The following is a 24424-nucleotide window of genomic DNA, read 5'->3' on the forward strand; positions in this document are numbered from 1 at the left end:
TGATCGACGACGAACATTGGCATTGGACCGATGGGTTCTTTCCGACCAGCATCATCGGCATGGAGTCCGTCACCTTCGCCGACGTGCTGCGGGCACGTCGGCTGCTCGCGCCGCAACTGCCGCCGACGCCGATGTGGAGCTACCCGGCGCTCAACGCCGTGACCGGCGCCACCGTCCACGTCAAGCACGAGAACGTCCAGCCGGTCGGGGCGTTCAAGGTACGGGGTGGGCTGAACCTGCTCGCCGGGCTGACCGACGCGGACCGGGCGCGGGGCGTGGTGAGCTACTCGACCGGCAACCACGCACAGTCGCTCGCGTACGCCAGCTCCGTGTACCAGGCCCGGTGCCAGCTGGTGATGCCGGCCGGGGCGAACCCGGCGAAGGTCCGGGCCGCCCGCGCCCTGGGCGCCGAGGTCGTCCTGCACGGCGCCGACCTCGCCGACGCGCGGGGTGAGGCCGAACGGCTGGCCCGGACCGGGGGATCGTTGCTGGTGAGCCCCGGGGGGAGCCCGGCGCTGATCGCCGGGGTCGGTACCGCGTACCTGGAGATCATCGAAGCGGTGCCGGACCTGGACGCCGTCATCGTGCCGGTGGGCAGCGGCACGGGCGCCGCGGCGGCCTGCCTGGTGATCGGAGCGACCAATCCGGACTGCCGGGTCATCGCCGTGCAGTCGGCCGCGTCACCGGCCGCGCACGACTCCTGGCGGTTGGGTCGGTGCGTGGACCGACCCGACCAGACCCGGGTCGAGGGCCTGGCCACCGGGTCCGGTTTCGAACTGCCGCAACGGCTGATGCGGACCGGGCTGGCCGACTTCCGGCTGGTCACGGACGAGGCGATCACGACGGCCCAGCGGCTGTACGCCAGCCACGCGCACACCCTCGCCGAGGGCGCCGGCGCCGCGTCGCTGGCGGCGCTGCTCGACCTGCGGACCGAGCTGGCCGGGCGCACGGTCGCACTCGTCTGCACGGGTGGGAACGCGAACCCGGCCGAGCTCGCGGCGCTCGGCCGGGCCGAGAACGCCGGCTGACAGGTACCAGCCGGTGCACGGGGGGCCGCCGGCGCGTCTCGCCCGCCCGGGCGGCGCGTCGGCGGCGCACCCGGCGACACCATCGGGCTGGGCGGGCTGGGCTCAGCAGATCGGAAGGCGCGGCCGGCGACAGGACCCGGCGGGAGCAGCGCCCTCCTACCGCCGAGCCCTACCGCCGCCGGCGCTCAGCTGCTCTGTTCGGCCAGCCGGAGGAACTGCCGCTTCGACTCCAGGGCGCGCTCCGCCTCGCGGATCCGCTTGGCGTCCCCGGCCGTCTGAGCCCGGGCCAGCCGCTGCTCGGCCTCGGCCACCTGGTCGCGCATCTGCGCCAGCAGCGGGTTGGCCGACGGCTCGGTACGGCGCCAGGCCGAGTCCATGGCCTGACGTACCTTGTCGTCCACCGCCCGCAGCCGGCGGTCCAGGCCGGCGGCTGCCTCCCGCGGTACGCGCCCCGCCTCGTGCCACTGACCCTGGATCTCCCGCAGCCGGTTCTGCGCGCCGCGCGGGTCGGCCTCGACGTCCAGCGCCTCGGCCTCGGCCAGCAGCGCCTGCTTGCGGTCCAGGTTCGCGCGCTGCTCGCTGTCCCGGGCCGAGAAGACCTCACTGCGTCGGCTGAAGAACGCGTCCTGGGCACCCCGGAACCGATCCCACAGCCGCTGCTCGGCCTCCTTCGAGGCGCGCGGCGCGGCCTTCCACTGCACCATCAGGTCCTTGAGCTGGCCGGCGGCCGGACCCCAGTCGGTCGACTCGGCCAGCGCCTCGGCCTGGGCGACGAGGTCCTCCTTGACCGTCTGCGCCTGCTTGCGCTGGGCGTCCAGGCTGGCGAAGTGCGCGCCCCGCCTGCGGGTGAAGCCGTCGCGGGCGGCGGCGAACCGCTTCCACAACTCGCCGTCGGTCTTCTTGTCGACCCCGCGGATGGTCTTCCACTCGTCGAGGATCTCCTTGAGCCGGTCACCGGCGGTCTTCCAGCCGGTCGACTCGGCGGCCAGCTTCTCGGCCTCCTCCACCAGCGCCGTCTTGCGGGCCAGGGCCTCCGCTCGCGCCGCGTCCTTGGCGGCCCGGGCCTCGCCGGCCTTCTCCTCGGCCAGCGTGCCCAGCTTGTCCAGCCGGGCGGCCAGCGTGTCGATGTCGCCCACCACGTGCGCCTCGTCCAGCGTGGTGCGGATCCGGCGGAACGTGGACAGGGAGTGGGCCGGATCGGCGGCCCCCGAGTTCAGCCGGGCCTCGGTCAGATCGACCTCGGTGACCAGGTCGGCGAACCGGCGGGCGAAGTGCGCGAGCCCTTCCTCAGGCGAGCCCGCCTGCCAGGATCCGACCACCCGTTCCCCGTCGGTCGTCTTGACGTAGACGGTGCCGTCCGCGTCCACCCGTCCGAAGGCAGTCCAGTCAGTCATGTGCCCATCCTCGTTCTCCCGGAGCCGCCGCCCACCGGCGGGGCGCCGCCACAGCGCAGCCTTGTTGCACGGAAGTTTCCACCCGGCATTGTCACAGGTGTCACCCCGTTCCCGTCGAGCGCCTGTCGCCGACCGTGACCATATGGTGTCCTACGTCCGTTCGGGCGCACTGGACGCGCCACCGAACGCCCAGCCGAAGGCGATTTCCGCCAAGCTATTTCGTGACGATGGCGATGGTTGTACCCGATGGACGGAATTAGCGGCATGAATACCTGAAATCGACGTTGTCGGGCCGTGGTGTCCACCGGACCGGGTTTCGCGGCCGGGCCGGTGGCCGACCGACGAGCGCCCGATACGGTATGGGCGTGTCCCTGGTCGCCGCCGCGGTCTGTCCCCATCCGCCCATGATCGTGCCGGAACTGGCCGGCTCGGCCGCGACCGAGTTGGCCGGGCTGCGCGCCGCGTGCGACGCCACGCTCCGCCGGCTGCTGGACTCCGGTGCCCGGCGGCTCGTGGTGGTGGGCTCCGCCGACCGCACCGCCGAGCTTCCACCGCCGTACCGTGGCTCGTTCGCCCCCTGGGGGCTGGCGGTGCCGGTCGCCTGGGGGACCTCGCCGGCCGACACCGACCCGGCCGTCGCCGAACCGACCACCGCGCCGGCCGTCGCTGAACCGACCACCGCGCCGGCCGTCGCTGCCCCAACCGCCGCCGACCCGAGCGCCGCCGAACCGAGCGCTGCCGAACCGAGCGTCGCCGTCGAGTTGCCGCTGAGCCTGCTGGTCGGCGCCTGGTTGCTGGCCCGGACCGGGACCGATGATCCCCCGCCGACCAGGATGGTGGGGGTCGGGCGGGACGAACCGGCCGAGCGCTGCGCCGCGCTCGGTGCCCGGCTCGGCGGGGCCGAGCCGTGGGCGCTGCTGGCGCTGGGTGACGGCTCAGCGTGTCGGGACGAGCGGGCACCCGGATACCACGATCCCCGGTCGGTCGGGTACGACGACGGGGTGGCCGCGGCCCTGTCCGGCGCGGACGCCCGCGCGCTGCTCGACCTCGACCCCGAGTTGTCGGCCCGGCTCCAGGTGGCCGGCCGGACCCCCTGGCAGGTGCTCGCCGGGGCGGTACGGGCCACCGGTGGTGGCTGGCGGGGCGAACTCACCAGCTACACCGCCCCGTACGGGGTGTCCTACTTCGTGGCCAACTGGGAGCCGGCGTGACCAGACCGGTGATCGCCGTCGTCGGGCCCACCGCCGCCGGGAAGTCCGCGCTCAGCATCGAACTGGCCCATGCGCTCGGCGGGGAGGTGGTGAACGCCGACTCGATGCAGCTCTACCGGGGGATGGACATCGGCACCGCCAAGTTGACCACTACCGAGCGGGACGGTGTGCCGCACCATCTTCTGGACATCTGGGACGTCACCGAGCCGGCCAGCGTCGCGGCGTACCAGCGGTTGGCGCGGGCGGCGGTGGACGACATCCGCAACCGGGGTCGGGTGCCGCTGCTGGTCGGCGGCTCCGGCCTGTACGTCCGCGCCGTGCTGGAGGAATTCGACTTTCCCGGCACCGATCCCGTGCTGCGCGAACGGCTGGAACGCGAACTGGCCGAGGTCGGACCGGCGCCGCTGTACGAGCGGCTGCGTACGGCGGATCCGACGGCCGCCGCCGGCATTCTCCCGGGAAACGGCCGGCGGATCGTCCGGGCGCTGGAGGTGATCGAGCTGACCGGCGGTCCGTTCCGCTCGGTGCTGCCCGAGCCGCGCCCGTGCTATCCGGCGGTCCAGTTCGGGGTGGACCTGGACACGGCCGTGCTGGACGAGCGGATCGCGTCGCGGGTCGACCGGATGTGGCAGCAGGGACTGGTCGACGAGGTGCGCCGGCTGGCCGAGCGGGGCCTGCGGTCCGGACGTACCGCCAGCCGGGCGCTGGGTTACCAGCAGGTGCTCCGGGCGCTCGACGGTGAACTGTCGCTGGAGGAGGCCCGGGTCGAAACCGTCCGGGCCACCCGGCGGTTCGTCCGCCGGCAGCGCTCCTGGTTCCGGCGGGATTCCCGGATCCACTGGCTCGACGCGGGCCGACCCGATCTCGTCCGGGCCGCCCTCTCGGTGGTCGCGGCGCCGTCCGAGTGAGACGGGCGGCCCGGCATCACCCCGGGCGGGTGAGCGCCGTCGTCTGGCTGTGGGGCGGCATCACCCCGGGCGGGTGAGCGCCGTCGTCTGGCTGTGGGGCGGGGTCACCCCGGGCGGGTGAGCGGCGTCTCCCGGCTGAGGCGGCTGGTCGGGGTTGCGGTCCGGGTCACCCGCTCCGCGCCGACCGGCTGCGCGACAATGGGCGCGTGGAGTTCACCAAGGGCCATGGCACCGGTAACGACTTCGTGATCCTGCCGGATCCGGACGGTTCCCTCACCCTGACGCCTGGCCTGGTCGCCGGCCTCTGCGACCGCCGCCGCGGGCTGGGCGCCGACGGGGTGCTCCGGGTGGTGCGCTCGGCGAAGCATCCCGAGGCGGTGTCCCTGGCGGCCGAGGCCGAGTGGTTCATGGACTACTGGAACGCCGACGGTTCGGTTGCCGAGATGTGCGGCAACGGTGCCCGGGTCTTCGTCCGGTACCTGCTGGCCACCGGGCTGGTCACCGCCGGTACCGCCGGCGCGGCGCTGCCGGTGGCGACCCGGGCCGGCGTGGTGCGCGCGCGGGTCGACCGGGACACCATCTCCGTCGAGATGCGGCGTCCCCGGTTGTACGACGGGTCCACCGCGACGCTCGACGGTCGGGCGTTCCCCGGCGTCGCCGTCGATGTCGGAAACCCGCACCTGGTCTGCGCGCTGCCGGCGGGCGTCGAGCTGACCGGGCTGGATCTGACCCGGGCCCCGGGGTTCGACACCACACTCTTCCCGGCCGGCGTCAACGTCGAGTTCGTCGAGCCGGTCGGCACTGCCGAGCCGGTCGGCACCGCCGGCACCGCCGAGCTGGTCGGCGCTGCCAGCCTCGCCGGGCGGGTCGGCTCCACCGACTCCGCCGGAGCGGCCGGTCCCACCGCGGAGGAAACCGCCGCCCCGGCGTCCGGGCGGGCCGACGGGCACGTGCGGATGCGGGTCTACGAGCGCGGCTCGGCGGAGACGCTGTCCTGCGGCACCGGTGCCTGCGCGGTGGCCGCGGTGGCGCTCCGGGAAGCCGGCCGGGACACCGGCACCGTGGTGGTGGACGTGCCCGGCGGCCGGGTGTCCGTCACCGTCGACGCTACCTCGTGCTGGCTGTCCGGTCCGGCCGTGCTGGTCGCCACCGGTGACGTCGACCCCACCACGCTCGCCACCACCTGACCCGGCCGTACCAGGCGTCAGTGTGACAGTGGCTCGGTGGCGGTGTCCCGGGCGGCGATGTGTGGCAGGTCGGCCGGGCCGGGATCGGCCGCCGGCGGGGGAGCGGGCGTCTGGGCGGCGGCCCGCACCGCCGCCGCGACGGCCGGCGCCACCCGCGCGTCGAAGACGCTCGGCACGATCACGGTCGGGTTGATTCGGTCCTCGCCCACCACGTCGGCGATCGCCCGGGCCGCCGCGAGGGCCATCTCGTCGGTGAACTCCTCGGCGTGCGCGTCCAGCATGCCGCGGAACACGCCCGGGAAGGCGAGCACGTTGTTGATCTGGTTCGGTTGGTCCGACCGCCCGGTCGCGACCACGGCCGCGTGCTGGCGGGCCTCTCTCGGGTCCACCTCCGGGTCGGGGTTGGCCAGCGCGAAGACGATGGCGTCCTTGGCCATGGTGGCGATGTCCTCGCCGGTGAGCAGGTTCGGCGCGCTGACCCCGATGAACACGTCGGCGCCGCGCACGGCCCCGGCCAGGCCACCGGAGTACCCGTCGCGGTTGGTGTGCTCGGCGAGCCACTGCCAGGCCGGGTTCAGGTCGGGCAGCCCACGGTGCAGCGCGCCCTGCCGGTCGTACGCGATGATGTCGCCGACGCCCTCGCGGAGCAGCAGTTTCATGATGGCGGTGCCGGCGGCACCGGCGCCGGAGACCACGACCCGGACGTCCGCGAGCCGCTTGTCCACCACCCGCAGCGCGTTGGTCAGCGCGGCCAGTACGCAGATCGCGGTGCCGTGCTGGTCGTCGTGGAACACCGGGATGTCCAGCGCCTCGCGCAGCCGCGCCTCGATCTCGAAGCAGCGGGGAGCGGCGATGTCCTCCAGGTTGATGCCCCCGTACGCCGGGGCGATGGCCCGGACGATCGAGATGATCTCCTCGGTGTCCTGCGTGTCCAACACCACCGGCCAGGCGTCCACCCCGCCGAACCGCTTGAACAGCGCGGCCTTGCCCTCCATCACCGGCAGGGCGGCGGCCGGACCGATGTTGCCCAGGCCCAGCACGGCGGAGCCGTCGGTGACCACGGCCACCGTGTTGCGCTTGATGGTGAGTCGTCGGGCATCCGCCGGGTTCTCCGCGATCGCCAGGCAGACCCGGGCCACCCCCGGCGTGTACGCCCGGGACAACTCGTCCCGGTTCCGCAGGGCGACCTTCGGGGTGACCTCGATCTTGCCGCCCAGGTGCAGCAGGAACGTCCGGTCGGAGACCTTCCGTACGTCGACCCCGTCCAGTTCGCGAAGCGCCGCCACCACCTGGTCGGCGTGGCTGGCGTCGGCGGTGTCGCAGGTCAGGTCCACCAGCACCGAGGTGGGGTCGGAGTCGACCACGTCCAGGGCGGTCACGATGGCGCCGGCCATCCCCACCTGTGTGGTCAGCCGCCCGATGGCCGATGCGTCGGCCGGAACGCTGATCCGGACAGTGATCGAGAATCCGGCACTCGGCATTCGGCTGATCGCCACGAGATCCCTCCGTCGTCGATTCCGGCGGTCGACGGCGACCGCCGCCTCGGCATTCTTCCGGTCCGCGCCGGAGCGCCCGCCGGTGGGGGTGGGACCGGAACCCGCCGGGTATAGCAGGTGCGTCCGGCCGATACGCGTGTCACGATTGAGCGGTCACAGCCCTTATCGACGGGAGACACGGTTTGCGAGACCAGGAGAGCTTCGTCCGGCTGGCGGACGAAGACCTCGACGCCACCACTGGCGAGTTGGAGTTGGAGGACCGCCAGGCGCTGCGCCGGGTGGCGGGCCTGTCCACCGAACTCACCGACGTCACCGAGGTCGAATACCGGCAACTTCGCCTGGAACGGGTGGTCCTGGTAGGTGTCTGGACCGAGGGCACCGTGACGGACGCCGAGAACTCCCTCACCGAGTTGGCGGCGCTCGCCGAGACCGCCGGATCGCAGGTCCTGGAGGGGCTGATCCAGCGGCGCAACCGGCCCGACCCGGCCACCTACGTCGGTCGGGGCAAGGTTGACGACCTGAGCGCGGTGGTGAGCAGCACCGGCGCCGACACGGTGATCTGCGACGGCGAGTTGTCCCCGTCCCAGCTGCGCAACCTCGAGCAGCGCACCAAGGTCAAGGTCGTCGACCGGACGGCCCTGATCCTGGACATCTTCGCCCAGCACGCCAAGAGCAAGGAGGGCAAGGCGCAGGTCGAGCTGGCCCAGCTCGAATACCTGCTGCCCCGGCTGCGCGGTTGGGGCGAGACGCTGTCCCGGCAGACCGGCGGTAGTGGTCGCGGTGGCGGCGCCGGCGGCGGCGTGGGCCTGCGCGGCCCGGGTGAGACCAAGCTGGAGACCGACCGGCGCCGGATCCGCACCCGGATCGCCCGGCTGCGACGTGAGATCAAGGGCATGCGGCTGGTCCGGCACACCAAGCGGGCCCGGCGGGCCCGCAACGCGGTCCCCGCGGTGGCGATCGCCGGCTACACCAACGCCGGCAAGTCCAGCCTGCTCAACCGGCTCACCGGTGCCGGCGTCCTGGTCGAGGACGCGCTGTTCGCCACCCTGGATCCGACCACCCGACGGGCTCGGACCGCGGACGGGCGGGTGTACACGCTCTCGGACACCGTCGGTTTCGTCCGGCATCTGCCGCACCAGATCGTCGAGGCGTTCCGCTCGACGCTGGAGGAGGTGGCCGAGGCGGACCTGGTGGTCCACGTCGTGGACGGCGCCCACCCGGATCCGGAGGAGCAGGTCCGGGCGGTACGCGAGGTGCTCAGTGAGGTCGGCGCCGACCGGCTGCCCGAACTGCTCGTGGTGAACAAGACCGACGCCGCCGACGAGGAGACCCTGCTGCGGCTCAAGCGGACCTGGCCGGACGCCGTGTTCGTGTCGGCCCGTGCCGGTCGTGGGATCGACGGGTTGCGCGCCACCATCGAGTCCCGGCTGCCCAGACCGGCCGTCGAGGTCCGGGCCGTCGTGCCGTACGACCGGGGAGACCTGGTCGCCCGGGTACACCGGGACGGTGAGGTGCTCAGCTCCGCACACACCGGGGACGGCACGGTGCTGCACGTACGGGTCACCCAGGCGCTCGCCGCGGAACTGGTCCCGTACCGCACCGGACCGGGCGGAACGGGCCGGCTCGCCGATGCGGGCCCCGGGCGGTCCGCTGATGCCGGGCCCGCCAGGGACGCCGACGCCGCCGTCGAGGGTGGGGATTCCGCCGTCGGTGGCGATGCCGAGCGGGACGCCGCTGGCGCCCGCCCTGCGTGAACGCCGCCGGCGTTTCCGGGGCGGTAACGAGGGCATGCGACACTGACCGGATGCGGCGTGCCCTCTCCTCGATCGCGGTTGCCCTCGGTGTCGTGGGCACGTCATGCCTGCTCGCTGGTCCGGCCTTCGCCGACGTGGGCGCGCGGCCAGGTGGTCCGGTGCTCGGTTCGGCCGACCACGGGGCCCGGACCGCCGCGCTGAGCCTGGACGACTACACCTACCTGATCGGTGCGGTCGGCGTGGTCGGGCTGCTGTTCGTCGGCGCGGGCGTGGTCGGGATCGTGATCGCCCGCCGTCGGGCGGCGGCCGAGGCGGGCCGTGCCGCCGGGTCAGCGGCGCGGAACCCGACGCAGGACGAGGGTCCGAGCACCGGCTGGGCCGCGCCGCCTGCCGTGGCGGACCCGGGCTGGGAACAACCCGCTGCGGGTCCCGGCGGCGGTCCCTACGGCGGCGAATCCGGTCAGCGACGCCCGCAGGGCGGGGTCTACGGCGGTGGCGGCGGCCGGGCCGGCGGTGGCGTGTACGGCGGTGGTCCCGGTGGCGGGCCGGCCCCGGCCGGTGGCCCCGGCCCGGCGCGGCCCCCCATGGGTCGGCCGATCCCGCCGGACCGCCCCGCTGGAGCACCCGGTTCCCGGCCGGGCGGCGGCCCCGCCGCCCGACCCGGCGGCGGCGTGTACGGCGGCGCGGGTGGTCAGCACGGCGGTGCGGGTGGTCAGCACGGCGCCAACGGCAGTCCGTACGGCGGTCGCGGTGGCACTCCGTACGGCGGCGGCGCCAACGGCTACGGCGGCGGTGGCCCCGGCGGCGGTGGTCCCGGTGGCGGTGGCGGGTACGGCGGGGGATATGGCGGCCCCGGTGGCGGATACGGCGGTGGCGGCGGATACCGCGACGGAACCGAGGAGCCGGGTCCTGACCGCCGGCGGCCCGGCCCCGACCAACCGCGCCGCGGCTACCCCCAGCCGCCCGCCGGCGGGTACGGCGACGAGGGATACGACGACTACCGCTGAGCCGACCCGCCGCCGCTGAGCGGCCCCGGTTACCGCGCCCGATTCCCGGGGCCGATCATCTGGGCCGGTCTCGTTCAGATCCGGCGCAGCACCGCGACGACCCGGCCCATGATCGTCGCGTCGTCACCGGGGATCGGGTCGAAGGCCGGATTCTGCGGCATCAACCAGACATGCCCGTCACGCCGCCGGTAGGTCTTCACGGTCGCCTCGCCGTCCAGCATGGCGGCCACGATCTCGCCGGCGTCGGCCGTGGGCTGCTGCCGGACCACCACCCAGTCGCCGTCACAGATCGCCGCGTCGATCATCGAGTTGCCCTTGACCTGGAGCATGAAGACCTCGCCCTCGCCGACCAGCTCGCGGGGCAGCGGGAAGACGTCCTCGACCGCCTGCTCGGCGAGGATCGGGCCACCGGCCGCGATCCGGCCCAGCATCGGAACGTACGCCGGCTTGGGACGCATGCCCCGGGTCGCCTCGTCGTCCACCAGATGGTCACTGGGCGGTCGGACGTCGACCGCGCGGGGCCGGTTGGGGTCGCGCCGCAGGAAGCCCTTGCGCTCCAGTTCCTTGAGCTGGTACGCCACGCTCGACGGCGAGACCAGGCCCACCGCCTCGCCGATCTCCCGGACGCTCGGCGGGTATCCGTAGCGCTCGACCCAGTTGCGGATGAACTCGAGGATCCGCCGCTGCCGGGCCGTCAGGTCGACGGTCGCGGGATCCGGGAACGTGCTGACGACCGGGGTGACCGCGCGCAGTCCCGGCTCGCCGGTGCGGGACCGCGAGGTGGCCCGACGTCGGGTCGCGGACCCGCCGGCGCTGGCGATCCCCTTCTGCGGGTGCTTCTGCCGGTTGGTGCCCTCGTCGGTCGACACGTCCGTCCTCCCTGGTCGACGGTGGTGTAACGGCTGGTGCGAGTGCCCGGATAGGCATGGTTCCACCCGGGTGCGGTGTTCCACCCGGTGCGATCACCGGTGGTTGGTGACGACGGTATCGGGGGGATCGGACAGTTTCAAACATCTGTACGACCTCCGCCCGGCGTGTCGCGGCGATTCTCCTCGACATCCGTACGCCTGTTCTGATACACCATCGTACGTCCGTACTATCGAACTGGCGTTCGATCTTGGAGGTCGCGGTGGGTGCGACGGGGTTGTCGGGGGCGTTCGGCACCGCGCGGCAGGCTGGCCGGGCCCCCTCCGGCGGGACGCGCGGGACCCATCTGCGACTGGTGCGGACCACGCCGGATGGCGCCGAGCCGTCGTCGACCCGCGAGTCCGTGGGCCGGTTGGCCCCGCCGCGCCGATCCGCGGTCGACCCGGGCCCGACCCGCCGACCCACCGGCGTTCCCGGCCCGGTCCGTCGGTCCGCCGGCTTTCCCGGTCCGACCCGTCGACGGGCGGGTGATCCCGGTGACCCGGACCGGGGATTCGTGGATCATCGCGACCGGCTTCCGGTTTCCATCGCGCCGATCGGTCCGACGCCCCAGCGGTTGGCCCGGCGGGGCCGGCCGGGGGCTGGGTCCCAGCCACCGCTCCGGCTGACCCGACGCGGCCGGATCGTGGTGGTCGTCACACTGCTGCTTCTGCTGACCGGGCTGGTGTCCCTGCTCGCCCCGGCCTCCCGCGCGGCGGACCCGGGGAGTGGTGCCCGGGCCGCCATGGTGGTCCGGCCCGGCGACACGCTGTGGTCGATCGCCGAGCAGCGGCTGCCCGGGCACGATCCGGGTGCCGCGATCGCGGAGATCCGCCGGCTCAACGGGTTGGACGGCTACACGATCTACGTGGGCCAACAGCTGATTCTGCCCGTCCGGAGCTGACCCGACCCGCCGGGGTCGGCCACTTCGCGGGCCCGGTGGTAACCCACCGCCGTCGCTTCCGGTTGGCAGGGTGACGGTGCGCCCACGGGGGCCTGTCGAACTTGACCACGGAGCCTGGTCGGCATACGGTCGACCCCTAGATGTAGTAGTGACAAGGGTGTAAGTCGTCCATAGGTTGGGGTTCGACTACGCACCGCTTCCCGGTATGCTCCGCGCTGCGACGGGCCTGTCCAGGTCCGCCGCAGGCTGTTTCGTGCCCGGGTGGCGGACTGCGTCGATTCCCGATCGCACGGTGGTCGACCGACCCGACGGAGACCGGCACGAAGGGAGAACGGCGATGCGGTGCCCGTACTGCCGGCACGCCGACTCACGGGTGGTGGACTCCCGGGAGGCCGACGACGGCCAACTGATCCGGCGGCGGCGCTCCTGCCCGGAGTGCGGCAAGCGGTTCACCACCGTCGAGGAGGCCGTGCTGGCCGTCGTGAAGCGCAGCGGGGTCACCGAGCCGTTCAGCCGGACGAAGATCATCGGCGGGGTGCGCAAGGCGTGCCAGGGCCGGCCGGTGGACGAGGACGCGATCGCCCTGCTCGCCCAGCGGGTTGAGGAGACGGTCCGCGCCAAGGGCGCGGCCGAGGTGCCCAGTCACGAGGTGGGCCTGGCGATCCTGGGGCCGCTGCGCGATCTGGACGAGGTCGCCTACCTGCGGTTCGCCAGCGTCTACCGGTCGTTCGACTCGTTGGCCGACTTCGAGCAGGAGATCGAGACGCTGCGGGCGGCGGCCCGGGACCGGCTCACCGCGCGGACCGACGGCGACCCCGCGACCGGCGCGGACGCGCGGACCGACGGCGCGGGGACCGATGGCGCGCGAACCGACGGGCCGCGGACACCTGCCGGCCGGACCTCGGGCCGGGCCGAGCTGAGGCAGCCGAACTTCAAGTAAGTGGACAACCGGACGCGTCGCGGTGGCGGCGCGCGTGAGGGGGCGGATGAGATGTCGGGGGAAGGCGTGACAGCAAGCAGCAAGGGCCGGGCCCGGGGGGCAACGGCGGCGGGGCTGACCGTGGGCCGGGTGTGGACCACCGAGGGCGTCCACCCGTATGACGAGGTGACCTGGGAACGCCGGGACGTCGTCATGACCAACTGGCGGGACGGCTCGATCAACTTCGAGCAGCGCGGGGTGGAGTTCCCCGATTCCTGGAGCGTCAACGCGGCCAACATCGTGACCACCAAGTACTTTCGGGGTGCCGTCGGCACCCCCGAGCGGGAGTGGTCGCTCAGGCAGCTCATCGACCGGGTGGTGAAGACGTACCGGGCGGCGGGGGAGAAGCACGGCTACTTCGCCACCTCGGGCGACGCCGAGATCTTCGAGCACGAACTCACCTGGATGCTGCTGCACCAGGTGTTCAGCTTCAACTCGCCGGTCTGGTTCAACGTCGGCACCAGCTCACCCCAACAGGTTTCAGCCTGCTTCATCCTGTCGGTCGACGACTCGATGGACTCGATTCTCGACTGGTACAAGGAGGAGGGGCTGATCTTCAAGGGTGGCTCCGGCTCCGGGGTCAACCTGTCCCGGATCCGCTCCTCGCGGGAGTTGCTCTCCAGCGGTGGCACCGCCTCCGGCCCGGTCAGCTTCATGCGCGGCGCCGACGCCTCGGCCGGGACCATCAAGTCCGGCGGCGCCACCCGGCGCGCGGCCAAGATGGTGATCCTGGACGTCGACCACCCGGACGTCGAGGAGTTCGTGGTCACGAAGGCGCGCGAGGAGAACAAGATCCGCGCGCTGCGGGACGCCGGGTTCGACATGGACCTCGGCGGATCGGACATCGTCAGCGTCCAGTACCAGAACGCCAACAACTCGGTCCGGGTCTCCGACGAGTTCATGCGGTCCGTCGAGGACGGCGGGACGTTCGACCTGCGGGGCCGGCTGGACGGCGCGGTGATCGACACCATCGACGCCAAGAAGCTGTTCCGGACCATCTCCCAGGCCGCCTGGGAGTGCGCCGACCCGGGCCTGCAGTACGACGACACGATCAACGACTGGCACACCTGCCCGGAGACCGGCCGGATCACCGCGTCCAACCCCTGCTCCGAGTACCTGCACCTGGACAACTCCTCGTGCAACCTCGCCTCGCTGAACCTGATGAAGTTCCTGCGCGCCGACGGCGGCTTCGAGGTGGAGAAGTTCGTCCGGTCGGTCGAGTTCGTGATCACCGCGATGGACATCTCGATCTGCTTCGCCGACTTCCCCACCGAGAAGATCGGCGAGACCACCCGGGCGTACCGCCAGCTCGGCATCGGGTACGCCAACCTGGGCGCCCTGCTGATGGCCTCCGGCCTGCCGTACGACTCGGAGCAGGGACGTTCGGTGGCAGCCGCGATCACCTCGTTGATGACCGGCACCGCGTACCGACGGTCCGCCGAGCTGGCCGGCGTGGTCGGCGCGTACGACGGTTACGCCCGCAACGCCGAACCACACAAGCGGGTGATGCGCAAGCACGCCGCGGCGAACGACCAGATCAAGCCGGCGGGGTCGGTGGCCACGACGATCGTCCGGGAGGCCACCCGGCAGTGGACCCAGGGCAACAAGATCGGCGAGAGGAACGGCTGGCGCAACTCGCAGGCCAGCGTGCTCGCGCCTACCGGCACCATCGGTTTGATGATGGACTGCGACACCACCGGTGTGGAGCCGGACCTGGCGCTGGTGAAGTTCAAGAAGCTGGTCGGCGGCGGTTCGATGCAGATCGTCAACCAGACGGTACCGCGGGCGCTGCGCAGCCTCGGCTACCCGGAGGAGCAGGTCGAGGCGATCGTCGAGCACATCGCCGACCACGGCCACGTGGTGGACGCCCCGGGGCTCAAGCCGGAGCACTACCCGGTCTTCGACTGCGCCATGGGCGAGCGGTCGATCGCCCCGATGGGACACGTCCGGATGATGGCCGCGGTCCAGCCGTTCATCTCGGGAGCCATCTCCAAGACGGTGAACATGCCGGAGGCGGCCACCGTCGAGGACGTCGAACGGATCTACTTCGAGGGCTGGAAGCTCGGCCTCAAGGCGTTGGCGATCTACCGGGACAACTGCAAGGTGGGCCAGCCGCTGTCCGTGGCGAAGCCCAACAAGGCGACGGAGACCGCCGCTGCAACCGTCGCCGCATCGGCCGCCGGTTCGGCGTCCGCCGAGGTGGAAAAGGTGGTCGAGAAGGTCATCGAGTACCGCCCGGTCCGCAAGCGGCTGCCCAAGAAGCGGCCGTCCGAGACGGTGTCGTTCTCGGTGGGCGGCGCCGAGGGCTACCTCACCGCGTCGTCGTACCCGGACGACGGCCTCGGCGAGGTCTTCCTGAAGATGTCGAAGCAGGGCTCGACGCTGGCCGGGGTGATGGACGCCTTCTCGGTGGCCATCTCGATCGGCCTCCAGTACGGGGTGCCGCTGGAGACGTACGTCAGCAAGTTCACCAACATGCGGTTCGAGCCGGCCGGGATGACCGACGACCCGGACGTCCGGATGGCCGCCTCGGTGATGGACTACATCTTCCGCCGGCTGGCGCTGGACTTCCTGCCCTACGAGACCCGCGCCGAGCTGGGCATCTTCACCGCCAAGGAGCGGGCCGCCCAGCTTCGCGCCGAGGCCGAAGCCGAGAGCGGGGTGGACCTGACCGCGATGGCCGCGTCCGCCCCGGTGGAGACGCACAGCGAGCCGGAAACCGTCACCGGCGCGGACGCGCGGGCGGTCACCGGCGACGCCGACGTGGCGGCGGCCAAGCCGGCGCCGTCGGTCGGTTCGTCCACCGAACTGCTCGAGGCGGTCATCGGCAAGGCCGCCGACGCGCCGCTCTGCTTCACCTGCGGTACGAAGATGCGCCCGGCCGGCAGCTGCTACGTCTGCGAGGGCTGCGGCTCGACCAGCGGCTGTAGCTGAGACCGTGAGCTGTTGCACCAGATGCGACCTGGCGGGAAGCACTAGATAGCCGAAAAGAAGGGCGGTCCCGGGTCATCCGGGGCCGCCCTTCGCTCACGCTGCGGGGGGACCCGGATGGCTGATGCCGAGACGAGCCCGCTGGACAGGCGGTGGCGCTGGGACAAGAGCGTCCCGCTTCGCTGGCTGCTGGTCGACGAGTACACCATGGGCGAGCCGGACGGTTCGATCGCGGCGTGTGCTGACATCGAGGGCCTGTTCACCGATTCGCCGTCCTCGGACGACGGGACGATGCTCCTCGGCTGCATGCCCCACCCGCCGCTGCGCCGGGCCTTGGACGCACTGGCCAAGGGCACAGGCAATCCGGGTGGCGCCATGCGTCGTCGCTCGATCGATGCTGCCATCTACAGCGTGGATCGGCACGGTGCGGTCACCCGGGTGACCGGCGCCCATCTCCGAGCGTCGGTGACCGGAGTCCGTCCCTCGGCGATTGGCCCTGACCTCGTCGATGTCGCCCTGGACGGCAGGGTTTCCACGCCGATGCCGGTCGCGGCGCGGCAGATTTGGGAGCTGTGGCACGTTGGCCGCCCGGCCCAGCCAGGACTCTGGGCAGGCTACGGTCGGGAACTCCGGCATCTCTGGTCCGCGGCGGCCTTGGCCCACCATCGGGCCGATGCCCCGGACAAGCCGGCTGGCAGCACCTACCAGCTCGACGGCCGCGACATAACCGACGTCGAAGGCTTCTACTGCGCCATCGGCGAGGCCGTCAACGGACCCGGCGGCTATTTCGGCTGGAACGGCGATGCGCTACACGACTGTGTGACGGGAGGGTGGGGCGCCGAGTGGCCGTTCCGCCTGGTCTGGCGTGACGCCGGGGTGGCGCGCTCCCATCTGACTGCAGCGGCCGGCCCTGGCGCCCTCGCCTCGCTCACCGGGTTCGACCAGATCCTCCACTGGCTCGCTGAAGATCAGATCGAGGTCGAGTTGCGGTGATCAAAAGCCGTGGCCGGGAGCCAGGGCTTCGGCTCGGCGCCGTCGGGTCGAAATTTCCTGGCCTCCAGCTCCGGCAGTTGGCTGTCGGCTGTGTCGGTCGGCTGGCACGAATCCCTGGCGTCGTTTCGCGGCAGGTGCGCGAAAAGTTTATTTCGCTGGAGGTGCTTCCGGATTCCTGAATCCTTGGTGACCGTGTCAGGTTGCGAGGTCTCCCGGTCGGCCGAGGTGCACGCCGCCGGTGTCGATTGTCCGTCCGACCCGGAGCCTCCGCGGCGGTACGCGCTCTCGGTCAGACCCGTGGGCCAGCGACAGCAACAGTGATCTGCGGGACGCGGTGCCGGTCAGCCCGGACTCACGGCACCGTCAGGTGGGGAGGGAACGATGTCCGTCCGACCATCGGAACGGCGATCCCGGAGTGCGTGGCTGCGACGGCAGGTGGCTGGGCTGGCGATCGTGCTTCTCGGCCTGACCGCCCAATCCGTCGTGCCGGGCGTCGCGGGTGCCGCTCCGGACGGTCGGCGGGCCGCCGTGAGCAGGGACCTGCTGACCGAGCTGACCACCAAGGGCCGGACGAGCTTCATCGTCTACCTCCGGGAACGGGCCAGCCTCAGCGGCGTGGCCACGCTGCGGAACCCGGACGACCGGGCCACCGAGGTGTACCGGCGGCTCACCGCGACCGCCCAACGGACCCAGGCCGGACTGCGGTCGCTGCTCGACGCGCGGCGGGCGCCGTACACGGCGTTCTGGATCGCCGACGCGCTGCGGGTGACCGGTGACAAGACCCTGGTCGACGCGATCGCCGCGCGCTCCGACGTGGAACGGATCGAGCCGGCCCGGACTTACCAACTGGTCGAGCCGAACCGCGGCAAGCCTGGCAGGGCGGGGTCGACCGGCAGGGCCGGCGTCCGCGCCGGAACGGACACCGCCGAGTGGGGGGCCTGACCAACATCGCGGCGCCCCGGGTGTGGAGCGAGTTCGGGGACCGCGGTGAGGGCATCGTGGTGGCCAGCGTCGACAGCGGGGTGCAGTACGACCACCCGGCCCTGGTCGGCAGGTACCGCGGCAACCACGGCGACGGGACCTTCGACCACAACTACAACTGGTACGACCCGACCGGGATCTGCCCGAGTGCCGCGCCCTGCGACAACGCGAAACGCGGCACGCGCACGATGGGCACGATGGTCGGCGACGACGGCGCCGGCAACCAGATAGGTGTCGCGCCCGGCGCGAAGTGGATCACAGCCAAGGGCTGCGAGAGCTACGACTGCTCGGGCACCTCCCTGATCGCGGCCGGGCAGTGGATCCTCGCCCCGACCGACCTGGACGGCCGGAATCCCCGGCCAGACCTGCACCCGGACATCGTGAACAACTCCTGGAGCGGTGAATCGAACGACCCGTGGTTCCATCAGATGGTCGACGCCTGGCGGGCCGCTGGAATCTTCCCGATGTTCGCCAATGGCGACACCGGCCCCGGGTGTGGCAGCGCGGAATCACCCGGGGACTATCCCGAGACGTACTCGACCGGCGCGTACGGAAGCGACAACGTCATCGCGCTCAACTCCGCCCGAGGCGCGTCCCGGGTGGACAACGGGTTGAAGCCGAACATCTCGGCGCCCGGCGTCGACATCCGGTCCAGCGTGCCGGGCAACCAGTACGACTCGTCCAGCGGCACCACCATGGCCGCGCCACACGTCTCCGGCACCGTCGCGCTGATCTGGTCGGCCGCCCCGAGCCTGCGCGGGGACGTCGCGGCCACCATGAGCCTGTTGGACCGGACCGCCACCGACGCGAACGACACCACCTGCGGTGGCACGGCGGACGACAACAACGTGTACGGCGAGGGCCGGCTCAACGCGTACCGGGCGGTCGAGGCCGCGCCGCGCGGCCTGGCCGGCCGGGTCACCGGCACGGTGACCAACGCCGCCGACGGGTCACCGATCGCGGGCGCCACGGTCAGCGCCGAGGGGCTCGCCAGCACCACCGGCGCCGACGGGCGGTACACGCTGGCGGTGCCGGCCGGCGACCGCGTCCTCACCGTCTCGGCGTACGGCTACTCCACTCGGACAGCCACCGTCACGGTGCCGGCGGGCGGCGCGGTCAACCACGACTTCGCCCTGGCCGCCCTGCCGCTGGTCACCGTCTCCGGCGGCGTCACCGACGGCTCCGGGCACGGCTGGCCGCTGTACGCGAAGATCGACGTCTCCGGCCGGCCCGGCGGCCCGGTCTTCACCAACCCGGTCGACGGCAGGTTCTCGTTCACCGTGCCGGGGAACGCCACGTACACGCTCAGTACCACGGTCCGGTATCCGGGCTACCGGACGGTGACCACCGGGGTGGCGGTCGGGACGGCCAACAAGCCGGTGCACATCGCCGTACCGGTCGACTCCTTCAGCTGCACGGCGGCCGGTTACTCGGGCAGCCTCGGCCAGCCGCTGCTGTCGGAGTCCTTCGACGGTACGGGCACGCCGGCCGGCTGGTCCGTGGTGGACCGGACCGGGGGCGGCGGGTGGCAGTTCGACGATCCGGGCGACCGGGGCAATCGCACCGGCGGCAGCGGCGGCTTCGCCATCGTGGACAGTGACGCTCTCGGCGGGCAGAACAGCCAGGACACCGACCTGCGTACCCCGCCGATCGACCTGGCCGGCACCACCAGCCCGCTGCTGCGTTTCAACAGCGACTGGCACGCGCTCGGCGACGGCGACGCAGCCAACGTGGACGTCTCCACCGACAACGGGTCCACCTGGACCAACGTCTGGCACCAGCTGGCCAGCCGGCGTGGGCCGCGTGTGGAGGAGGTGCCGCTGCCCTCGGCTGCCGGCGTCCTGGTGCGGTTCCGCTACACCGGCCACTGGGCCTATTACTGGGAGGTCGACAACGTCCAGGTCGTCAACCGCACCTGCGCGCCCACGCCCGGTGGCCTGGTGGTCGGCTTCACCACCGACCAGAACACCGGCACCCCGCTCAACGACGTGACGGTGTCCAGCGTGGACGCGCGGACCGACCGGGGCGTGTCGGCGGCCACGCCCGACGATCCGAACCTGCCGGACGGCTTCTACCGGCTGTTCTCCGGCCGGGTGGGCGCGCGCACGTTCACCGCCAGCAGACCGCTCCACCAGGATGCGGTCAGGTCCGTCACCGTGCCGGCCGACGGCACCAGGCGGGCCGACTTCGCGCTGCGGGCCGGCCGGCTGACGGTGACCCCGACCAGCATCGGGACACACCAGCCTTACGGCAGCACCCGGAACGTCACGCTGACCGTCACCAACACGGGCAGCGCGCCGACCCAGGTGCAACTGCGGGACCGGCCCGGCGGCTTCGGTCCGCTCGACCGACAGGGCGCGGGGCCGGCAGAACCGGTCAGCTCCGCGCGCTCGCACAACTCGACGGACGACACGTGGGTGCGGCTCGCCAGTCTGCCGGACGGGCTGACCGACAACGCCGCGGCCACGCTGGCCGGCAAGGTGTACTCGGTCGGCGGAGGCGCCTACGGCGGGGAGATCGGGAGTGATCTGGCCCGGAAGGCGTACGTCCACGATCCCGCCAAGGACGCCTGGACCACCCTGCCCGACCTGCCGACGGCCCGGTCGAAGCCGGTGGCCGCGGCCGTGAACGGCAGGCTCTACGTCCTCGGCGGTTGGGGCGGGAACGGCACCGCCGTGCCCACCGTGGACGTCTTCGACCCGGCGGCCGTGTCGTGGAGCACGGTGGCCGGCGCCACCAACCCGGCCCCACAGGGGGCGGCCGGCGGCGCGGTGCTGGACGGCAAGGTCTACCTGGTTGGTGGCTGCGCCGACGCCGACGCCGACAACAACGCCGTCTGCGCCGACTCGGCCTCGATGGTGGTGTTCGACCCGACGACCGGTACCTTCGGGACCGGGCCGGCCTACCCGCACCCGGTCGCCTGGCTGTCCTGCGGCGGTATCTCCGGCGGCCTCTACTGCGCGGGCGGGGCGGTCAACGGGTCCGCATACCGGGACACCTACCGCTACAACCCGATCGGAAAAGCCTGGGAACGGCTGCCGGACATGCCCATCGACATGTGGGGCTCGCAGTACTCGACGGCCAACGGGCTGCTCGTGCTGGCCGGTGGGCTGACCGACGACTCGATGCTGACGACCAGCCGGACCATCGCGTACGACCCGGCGGCCAGCGCCTGGCAGGTCCTGCCGAACGCGAAGTTCAGCCGGTGGCGTGGCGCCGGCGCCTGCGGGGGATACAAGATCGGTGGGTCGGAGGTCAGCGACGGTAGCCAGGAGGTCGAACGGCTGCCCGGCCTCGACCGGTGCCCCGATGAGGGCGATGTGCCATGGCTGTCGGCGACCCCGGTCTCCTTCACTCTGGCACCCCGGGCGTCCCGGACCGTGACGGTCACTCTGACCGCCACGGCGGCGGCCGGGGTGGCCCAGCCGGGCAGGTACACGGCCGGACTCGGTCTCCGCTCGGACAGCCCGTACCCGGTGGCGGACGTGCCGGTCACCATGCACGTCCAGCCACCCGCGAGCTGAGGCAAGGACGGCTGATCCCCGAAGCCGTCCGGAGCAGGATCGAGAGCCGGGTCGCGCAGACCCTCGACCCGGTCCCGTCAGGCGACAGCCGGGCCAGCGGCAGGTGATCCGGCAGGAGGCGACAAACAGCACCACGGCACCGGCTGAGATCATGAGGGCGTGACGACCGCCGAGTGGTACGCCGAGTTCGCCGCCCGGGAGGCGCGCGGGGTGTCGCCGACGTACGAGCGATTGTCGGCGGCGGTGTCCCGGGACGGTGAGCTGCTGACCCTGCTAGACACCCTCCCGCCGGCCAAGCGGCAGCCCAACCTGCTGTTCGGCGTCGTACGCCTGCTCGGCGGCCCGGTCGACGACCCGGCGGCCTTCCACGACCACGTCGTGACGAACTGGCCGTCGATCGCGACCGAGCTGCGGCACCGGGCCACCCAGACCAACGAGGCTGGCCGGTGCGCCGTGCTGCTGCCGGTGCTCGCCAGGCTGCCCCAGCCGCTCGCGCTGCTGGAGGTCGGCGCCTCCGCCGGGCTGTGCCTCTATCCCGACCGGTACGCCTACCGCTACGGCGACCACCCGCTCGACTCCCCGGAACCGGTGCTCGACCACACGCTCGGCGCCGGGGAGCCGGTGCTCGACTGCGCGCTGACCGGGGCGGCGCCGCCGGACCGCGTACCCGAGATCGTGTGGCGGGCCGGCCTCGACCTGAACCCGCTCGACGTGACCGACCCGACGGACGTCGCGTGGCTGGAAGCGCTTATCTGGCCCGAACACGCCCACCGCCGGGCCCGGCTGCGGGCGGCGGCCGCCGTGGCGGCGGCCGAGCCGCCGCTGCTGGTCCGCGGTGACCTGGTGGACGACCTGCCGGCGCTGGCCGCGCGGGCACCGGCCGGCGCGACGCTGGTGATCTTCCACACCAGCGTGCTCTACCAGGTGCCGGCGCCGCGCCGGGACGCCTTCGTCGACCTGGTACGCGAACTGCCGGCGCGATGGATCTCGATCGAGGCACCCGAGGTCCTGCGCCACGACGGGCTGCCGGAACCGCCGGGCGCCGCGCTGCACAACGTGCTCGCCCTGGACGGGCGGCCGCTGGCCTGGACCCGCGGTCACGGTCAGGCGATGACCTGGTTCGGTCCGCGGATCGAATAAGGTCTTTCCGCGAAGCTGGAAGATCGTTAATGTTCCTCCTGCGCTGAACGTGACGGCCTCCGTACGGGGAGTGCCGCACGGGGATTCGGGAGGCTCGGACTCGTGTCATCGCACCGACGTGGTTCTTCGCGGCTGCTCGCGATCGTCACCGCCGGACTGGCCGCGGCGCTGGTCGCGGCACCGGCATCCGCCGCACCGGCTTCGGTGGACGGGTCGCCGGCCCGTGCCGGCCAGGTCGTGCCGCTTCCGCCACCGCCGCCCGGGGTGTCCTCGACGGCGTACCCGGCGGACGGGACCGCGCACGGCGGACCGGGCGTGGCGGGCGACTTCACTTTCACCGCCGGCTCGCCAGAGGTGGTGAAGTACGTCTACGGGTGGGTCGGCTCTCCCACCCCGCTCAAGACCGTCACCGTGCCGGCCGGCTCGTCGTACACGGTGACGCTCACCCCGCCGAGGTACGGCCTCAACCGCCTGGAGGTCTACAGCCTCAACGCGATCAACCAGCGCAGCGGGACCACCAGCTACAGCTTCATCGTGGACTCACCGTCGGCGCCTGTCGCGCACTGGCCGCTCGACACGGTCGACGGGCACAACCTGGTCGACCAGATCAGCGGCGACTCCCTGACGGCTGACGGGACGCTCGGGTGGACCTACGACACCCGGCTGATCGGCGAGGCCACCGCCTCGTTCGCCGGCGCCACCCAACTCTCCGCCCCGGTGCCCACGGTGGACACCGGCGGCTCCTACAGCGTCGCGAGCTGGGTGCGGCTCACCGACGCCGACCCGAGCGACCCCGAGCCGGACCTGCCGACCCGGAACGAAACCGCCGTGGGCCTGTCCGGCGCCAGTCGGAGCGCCTTCCACCTCGGCTATCGGCTGGTCAACGGGCAACCCAGGTGGGCGTTCTCGCTGCCGGCCGCGGACACCGGATCGGCCACCACCTGGACGGTGGCGAGCGCCGCCACCACCCTGACCACGGCCGACATCGGCGTCTGGACCCACCTCGCCGGCTCGTACGACGCGGCCACCGGGGCCCTCGGGCTGTACGTCAATGGCGTGCTGGTCGGCAGCAAGAACCGCACCACCGCCGGGTGGTCCGCCACCGGACCGGTGACCATCGGCGCCGCCCGGGTCGCGGAGGCCGACGGTACCTCCCGACGCGGCCAGACCTGGATCGGCCAGCTGGGCGACGTACGGCTCTGGAACCGTGCGCTGACCCTGGATGACCTGTTGGGGACGGATGACAACCCGGACACCGGACAACCGGGAACGAGCGGCATCTTGGCGCCCGTCGTAGCCGCAGCCTGGGACTTCAACGGCGGCCTCTACTCGGGCTGCAGCTCGGTGCTGAGTGGCACCTACTGGGCGCAGACGTTGGACCTGACCGGCTGCATCGACCCGTACTCGGCCGAACAGAGCGCCGGGTTCACCCCCACCGGGCACGACGACAACGAGGCGCTCTGGCTGAACCACCCCACCGACGGCTACGGCACCGCCCCGGCCACTCCCGGCTACGCCGCCACCGCCGGGCCGATCGTGCCCACCGACCAGTCGGTGAGTGTCACCGCCTGGGTGCGCCCGGCCTCCGTCACCGGGCCCGAACAGGTGGTGCTGCGTACAGGCCCGGTCACGCTGTCCCGGGTCCCGGACGGGACCTGGCGGTTCGCGGTGTCGGCCGCCGACGGAACCACGGCGGTGGCCACCTCGGACGCGCCGGCCACAGCCGGCGCCTGGGTTCACCTGACCGGTGTCTTCGACACCGCCACCCACGAGGTCCGGCTGTACGTCGACGGTGCGCGCCAGTCGGCCACCGGTACGGGAGCCGTCGGGGCCGCGTCCACCTCTCCGCTGTACGTCGGTGCCGGCTCGCCCGACACCGGCCACTTCACGGGCGATCTCGATCAGCTCAAGGTCTATGCCGGCGCCCTGTCCGAGCGCGAGATGCGGCAGCTTTACGCCGATTGACGGTGACCTCCGGTAGTTCCCTCCCGGCGTCTTGTCCCCTTACTGGCGATGCGTCCTCGCAAACTGTGACGGCGCTTTACGTGAATCTGAAAGATCGTTTAATGTATCGCCGGCGC

15 protein-coding genes and 2 pseudogenes are annotated in these 24424 nt (G+C 72.3%); 14 read left to right on the forward strand and 3 right to left on the reverse strand.

Translation table 11 applies throughout. From position 1 onward, the window contains the following. Nucleotides 1-59 precede the first annotated feature (59 nt). Nucleotides 60-1028 carry a threonine ammonia-lyase gene (locus tag ACXN5W_RS05615; RefSeq protein ID WP_473157063.1) on the forward strand — a complete coding sequence of 323 codons (969 nt, stop codon included), beginning with the start codon at nucleotides 60-62 and terminating at the stop codon, nucleotides 1026-1028. A 185-nt stretch (nucleotides 1029-1213) separates the two neighbouring features. Here the strand turns inward: ACXN5W_RS05615 and ACXN5W_RS05620 are convergent, their stop codons facing one another. After that, nucleotides 1214-2422, reverse strand: coding sequence for a DUF349 domain-containing protein (locus ACXN5W_RS05620; RefSeq protein WP_473157064.1), 1209 nt, complete (start codon nucleotides 2420-2422; stop codon nucleotides 1214-1216). Nucleotides 2423-2781: 359 nt separating this feature from the next. Here ACXN5W_RS05620 and ACXN5W_RS05625 point away from each other — a divergent pair, with 359 nt between their 5' ends. From ACXN5W_RS05625 to dapF, 3 genes are all read left to right on the forward strand, one after another. Then, nucleotides 2782-3633 (forward strand): class III extradiol dioxygenase subunit B-like domain-containing protein, encoded by an 852-nt coding sequence (locus ACXN5W_RS05625; RefSeq protein WP_473157065.1) that lies wholly within the window; start codon nucleotides 2782-2784, stop codon nucleotides 3631-3633. Next, nucleotides 3630-4541, forward strand: coding sequence for a tRNA (adenosine(37)-N6)-dimethylallyltransferase MiaA (gene miaA, locus ACXN5W_RS05630; RefSeq protein ID WP_473157066.1), 912 nt, complete (start codon nucleotides 3630-3632; stop codon nucleotides 4539-4541). Before ACXN5W_RS05625 ends, miaA begins: the two co-directional genes overlap by 4 nt. A 206-nt stretch (nucleotides 4542-4747) precedes the next feature. Beyond that, nucleotides 4748-5728, forward strand: coding sequence for a diaminopimelate epimerase (gene dapF, locus ACXN5W_RS05635; RefSeq protein WP_473157067.1), 981 nt, complete (start codon nucleotides 4748-4750; stop codon nucleotides 5726-5728). A 17-nt stretch (nucleotides 5729-5745) separates the two neighbouring features. On the opposite strand, the gene ACXN5W_RS05640 is transcribed toward dapF, so the two are convergent. Further along, entirely contained in the window at nucleotides 5746-7224 is a 1479-nt protein-coding gene (locus ACXN5W_RS05640) for an NAD-dependent malic enzyme (RefSeq protein ID WP_473157068.1), read from the reverse strand. A 182-nt stretch (nucleotides 7225-7406) separates the two neighbouring features. Between ACXN5W_RS05640 and hflX the strand changes: the two are divergent. Then, nucleotides 7407-8834, forward strand: a pseudogene (hflX, locus tag ACXN5W_RS05645) (GTPase HflX); the annotation flags it as partial. A gap of 194 nt (nucleotides 8835-9028) precedes the next feature. Beyond that, nucleotides 9029-9985, forward strand: coding sequence for a hypothetical protein (locus tag ACXN5W_RS05650; protein ID WP_473157069.1), 957 nt, complete (start codon nucleotides 9029-9031; stop codon nucleotides 9983-9985). Between the two features lie 74 nt (nucleotides 9986-10059). On the opposite strand, the gene lexA is transcribed toward ACXN5W_RS05650, so the two are convergent. Beyond that, the gene (gene lexA / locus ACXN5W_RS05655; RefSeq protein ID WP_473157070.1) at nucleotides 10060-10854 is read right to left on the reverse strand and encodes a transcriptional repressor LexA; all 795 of its coding nucleotides are present in this window, start codon (nucleotides 10852-10854) and stop codon (nucleotides 10060-10062) included. A 260-nt stretch (nucleotides 10855-11114) separates the two neighbouring features. Between lexA and ACXN5W_RS05660 the strand changes: the two genes are divergently transcribed. The 8 genes and pseudogenes from ACXN5W_RS05660 to ACXN5W_RS05695 all read left to right on the forward strand — a co-directional run bounded on the left by ACXN5W_RS05660 (nucleotide 11115) and on the right by ACXN5W_RS05695 (nucleotide 24308). Further along, nucleotides 11115-11795, forward strand: a complete 681-nt coding sequence (locus ACXN5W_RS05660) for a LysM peptidoglycan-binding domain-containing protein (protein WP_473157071.1) — start codon at nucleotides 11115-11117, stop codon at nucleotides 11793-11795. 337 nt (nucleotides 11796-12132) lie between these two features. Next, a pseudogene (gene nrdR / locus ACXN5W_RS05665) lies at nucleotides 12133-12585 on the forward strand (transcriptional regulator NrdR); the annotation flags it as partial. A 201-nt stretch (nucleotides 12586-12786) separates the two neighbouring features. Beyond that, nucleotides 12787-15708 carry a vitamin B12-dependent ribonucleotide reductase gene (locus ACXN5W_RS05670; RefSeq protein ID WP_473157072.1) on the forward strand — a complete coding sequence of 974 codons (2922 nt, stop codon included), beginning with the start codon at nucleotides 12787-12789 and terminating at the stop codon, nucleotides 15706-15708. Between the two features lie 114 nt (nucleotides 15709-15822). Next, nucleotides 15823-16698, forward strand: a complete 876-nt coding sequence (locus ACXN5W_RS05675; protein WP_473157073.1) for a barstar family protein — start codon at nucleotides 15823-15825, stop codon at nucleotides 16696-16698. A gap of 381 nt (nucleotides 16699-17079) precedes the next feature. Beyond that, nucleotides 17080-17640 carry a hypothetical protein gene (locus tag ACXN5W_RS05680; RefSeq protein ID WP_473157074.1) on the forward strand — a complete coding sequence of 187 codons (561 nt, stop codon included), beginning with the start codon at nucleotides 17080-17082 and terminating at the stop codon, nucleotides 17638-17640. Continuing rightward, nucleotides 17628-21203, forward strand: coding sequence for a S8 family serine peptidase (locus ACXN5W_RS05685; protein ID WP_473157075.1), 3576 nt, complete (start codon nucleotides 17628-17630; stop codon nucleotides 21201-21203). The genes ACXN5W_RS05680 and ACXN5W_RS05685 overlap by 13 nt, the downstream gene beginning before the upstream one ends. Nucleotides 21204-21362: 159 nt before the next feature. Further along, complete coding sequence (locus tag ACXN5W_RS05690; RefSeq protein ID WP_473157076.1) at nucleotides 21363-22343, forward strand: DUF2332 domain-containing protein; 981 nt, start codon at nucleotides 21363-21365, stop codon at nucleotides 22341-22343. Nucleotides 22344-22445: 102 nt separating this feature from the next. Then, entirely contained in the window at nucleotides 22446-24308 is a 1863-nt protein-coding gene (locus ACXN5W_RS05695) for a LamG domain-containing protein (protein ID WP_473157077.1), read from the forward strand. Nucleotides 24309-24424 lie beyond the last annotated feature (116 nt).

It is taken from the genome of Plantactinospora sp. A48, from assembly GCF_055793945.1.

What these genes read in the sequence shown, in the direction of transcription:
- ACXN5W_RS05670 (WP_473157072.1), top strand. Translation starts at nt 12,787, where the DNA reads ATGTCGGGGGAAGGCGTGACAGCAAGCAGCAAGGGCCGGGCCCGGGGG.
- ACXN5W_RS05680 (WP_473157074.1), top strand. Translation starts at nt 17,080, where the DNA reads ATGTCCGTCCGACCATCGGAACGGCGATCCCGGAGTGCGTGGCTGCGA.
- ACXN5W_RS05620 (WP_473157064.1), bottom strand. Translation starts at nt 2,422, where the DNA reads ATGACTGACTGGACTGCCTTCGGACGGGTGGACGCGGACGGCACCGTC.
- ACXN5W_RS05650 (WP_473157069.1), top strand. Translation starts at nt 9,029, where the DNA reads ATGCGGCGTGCCCTCTCCTCGATCGCGGTTGCCCTCGGTGTCGTGGGC.
- ACXN5W_RS05625 (WP_473157065.1), top strand. Translation starts at nt 2,782, where the DNA reads ATGGGCGTGTCCCTGGTCGCCGCCGCGGTCTGTCCCCATCCGCCCATG.
- ACXN5W_RS05615 (WP_473157063.1), top strand. Translation starts at nt 60, where the DNA reads ATGGAGTCCGTCACCTTCGCCGACGTGCTGCGGGCACGTCGGCTGCTC.
- ACXN5W_RS05675 (WP_473157073.1), top strand. Translation starts at nt 15,823, where the DNA reads ATGGCTGATGCCGAGACGAGCCCGCTGGACAGGCGGTGGCGCTGGGAC.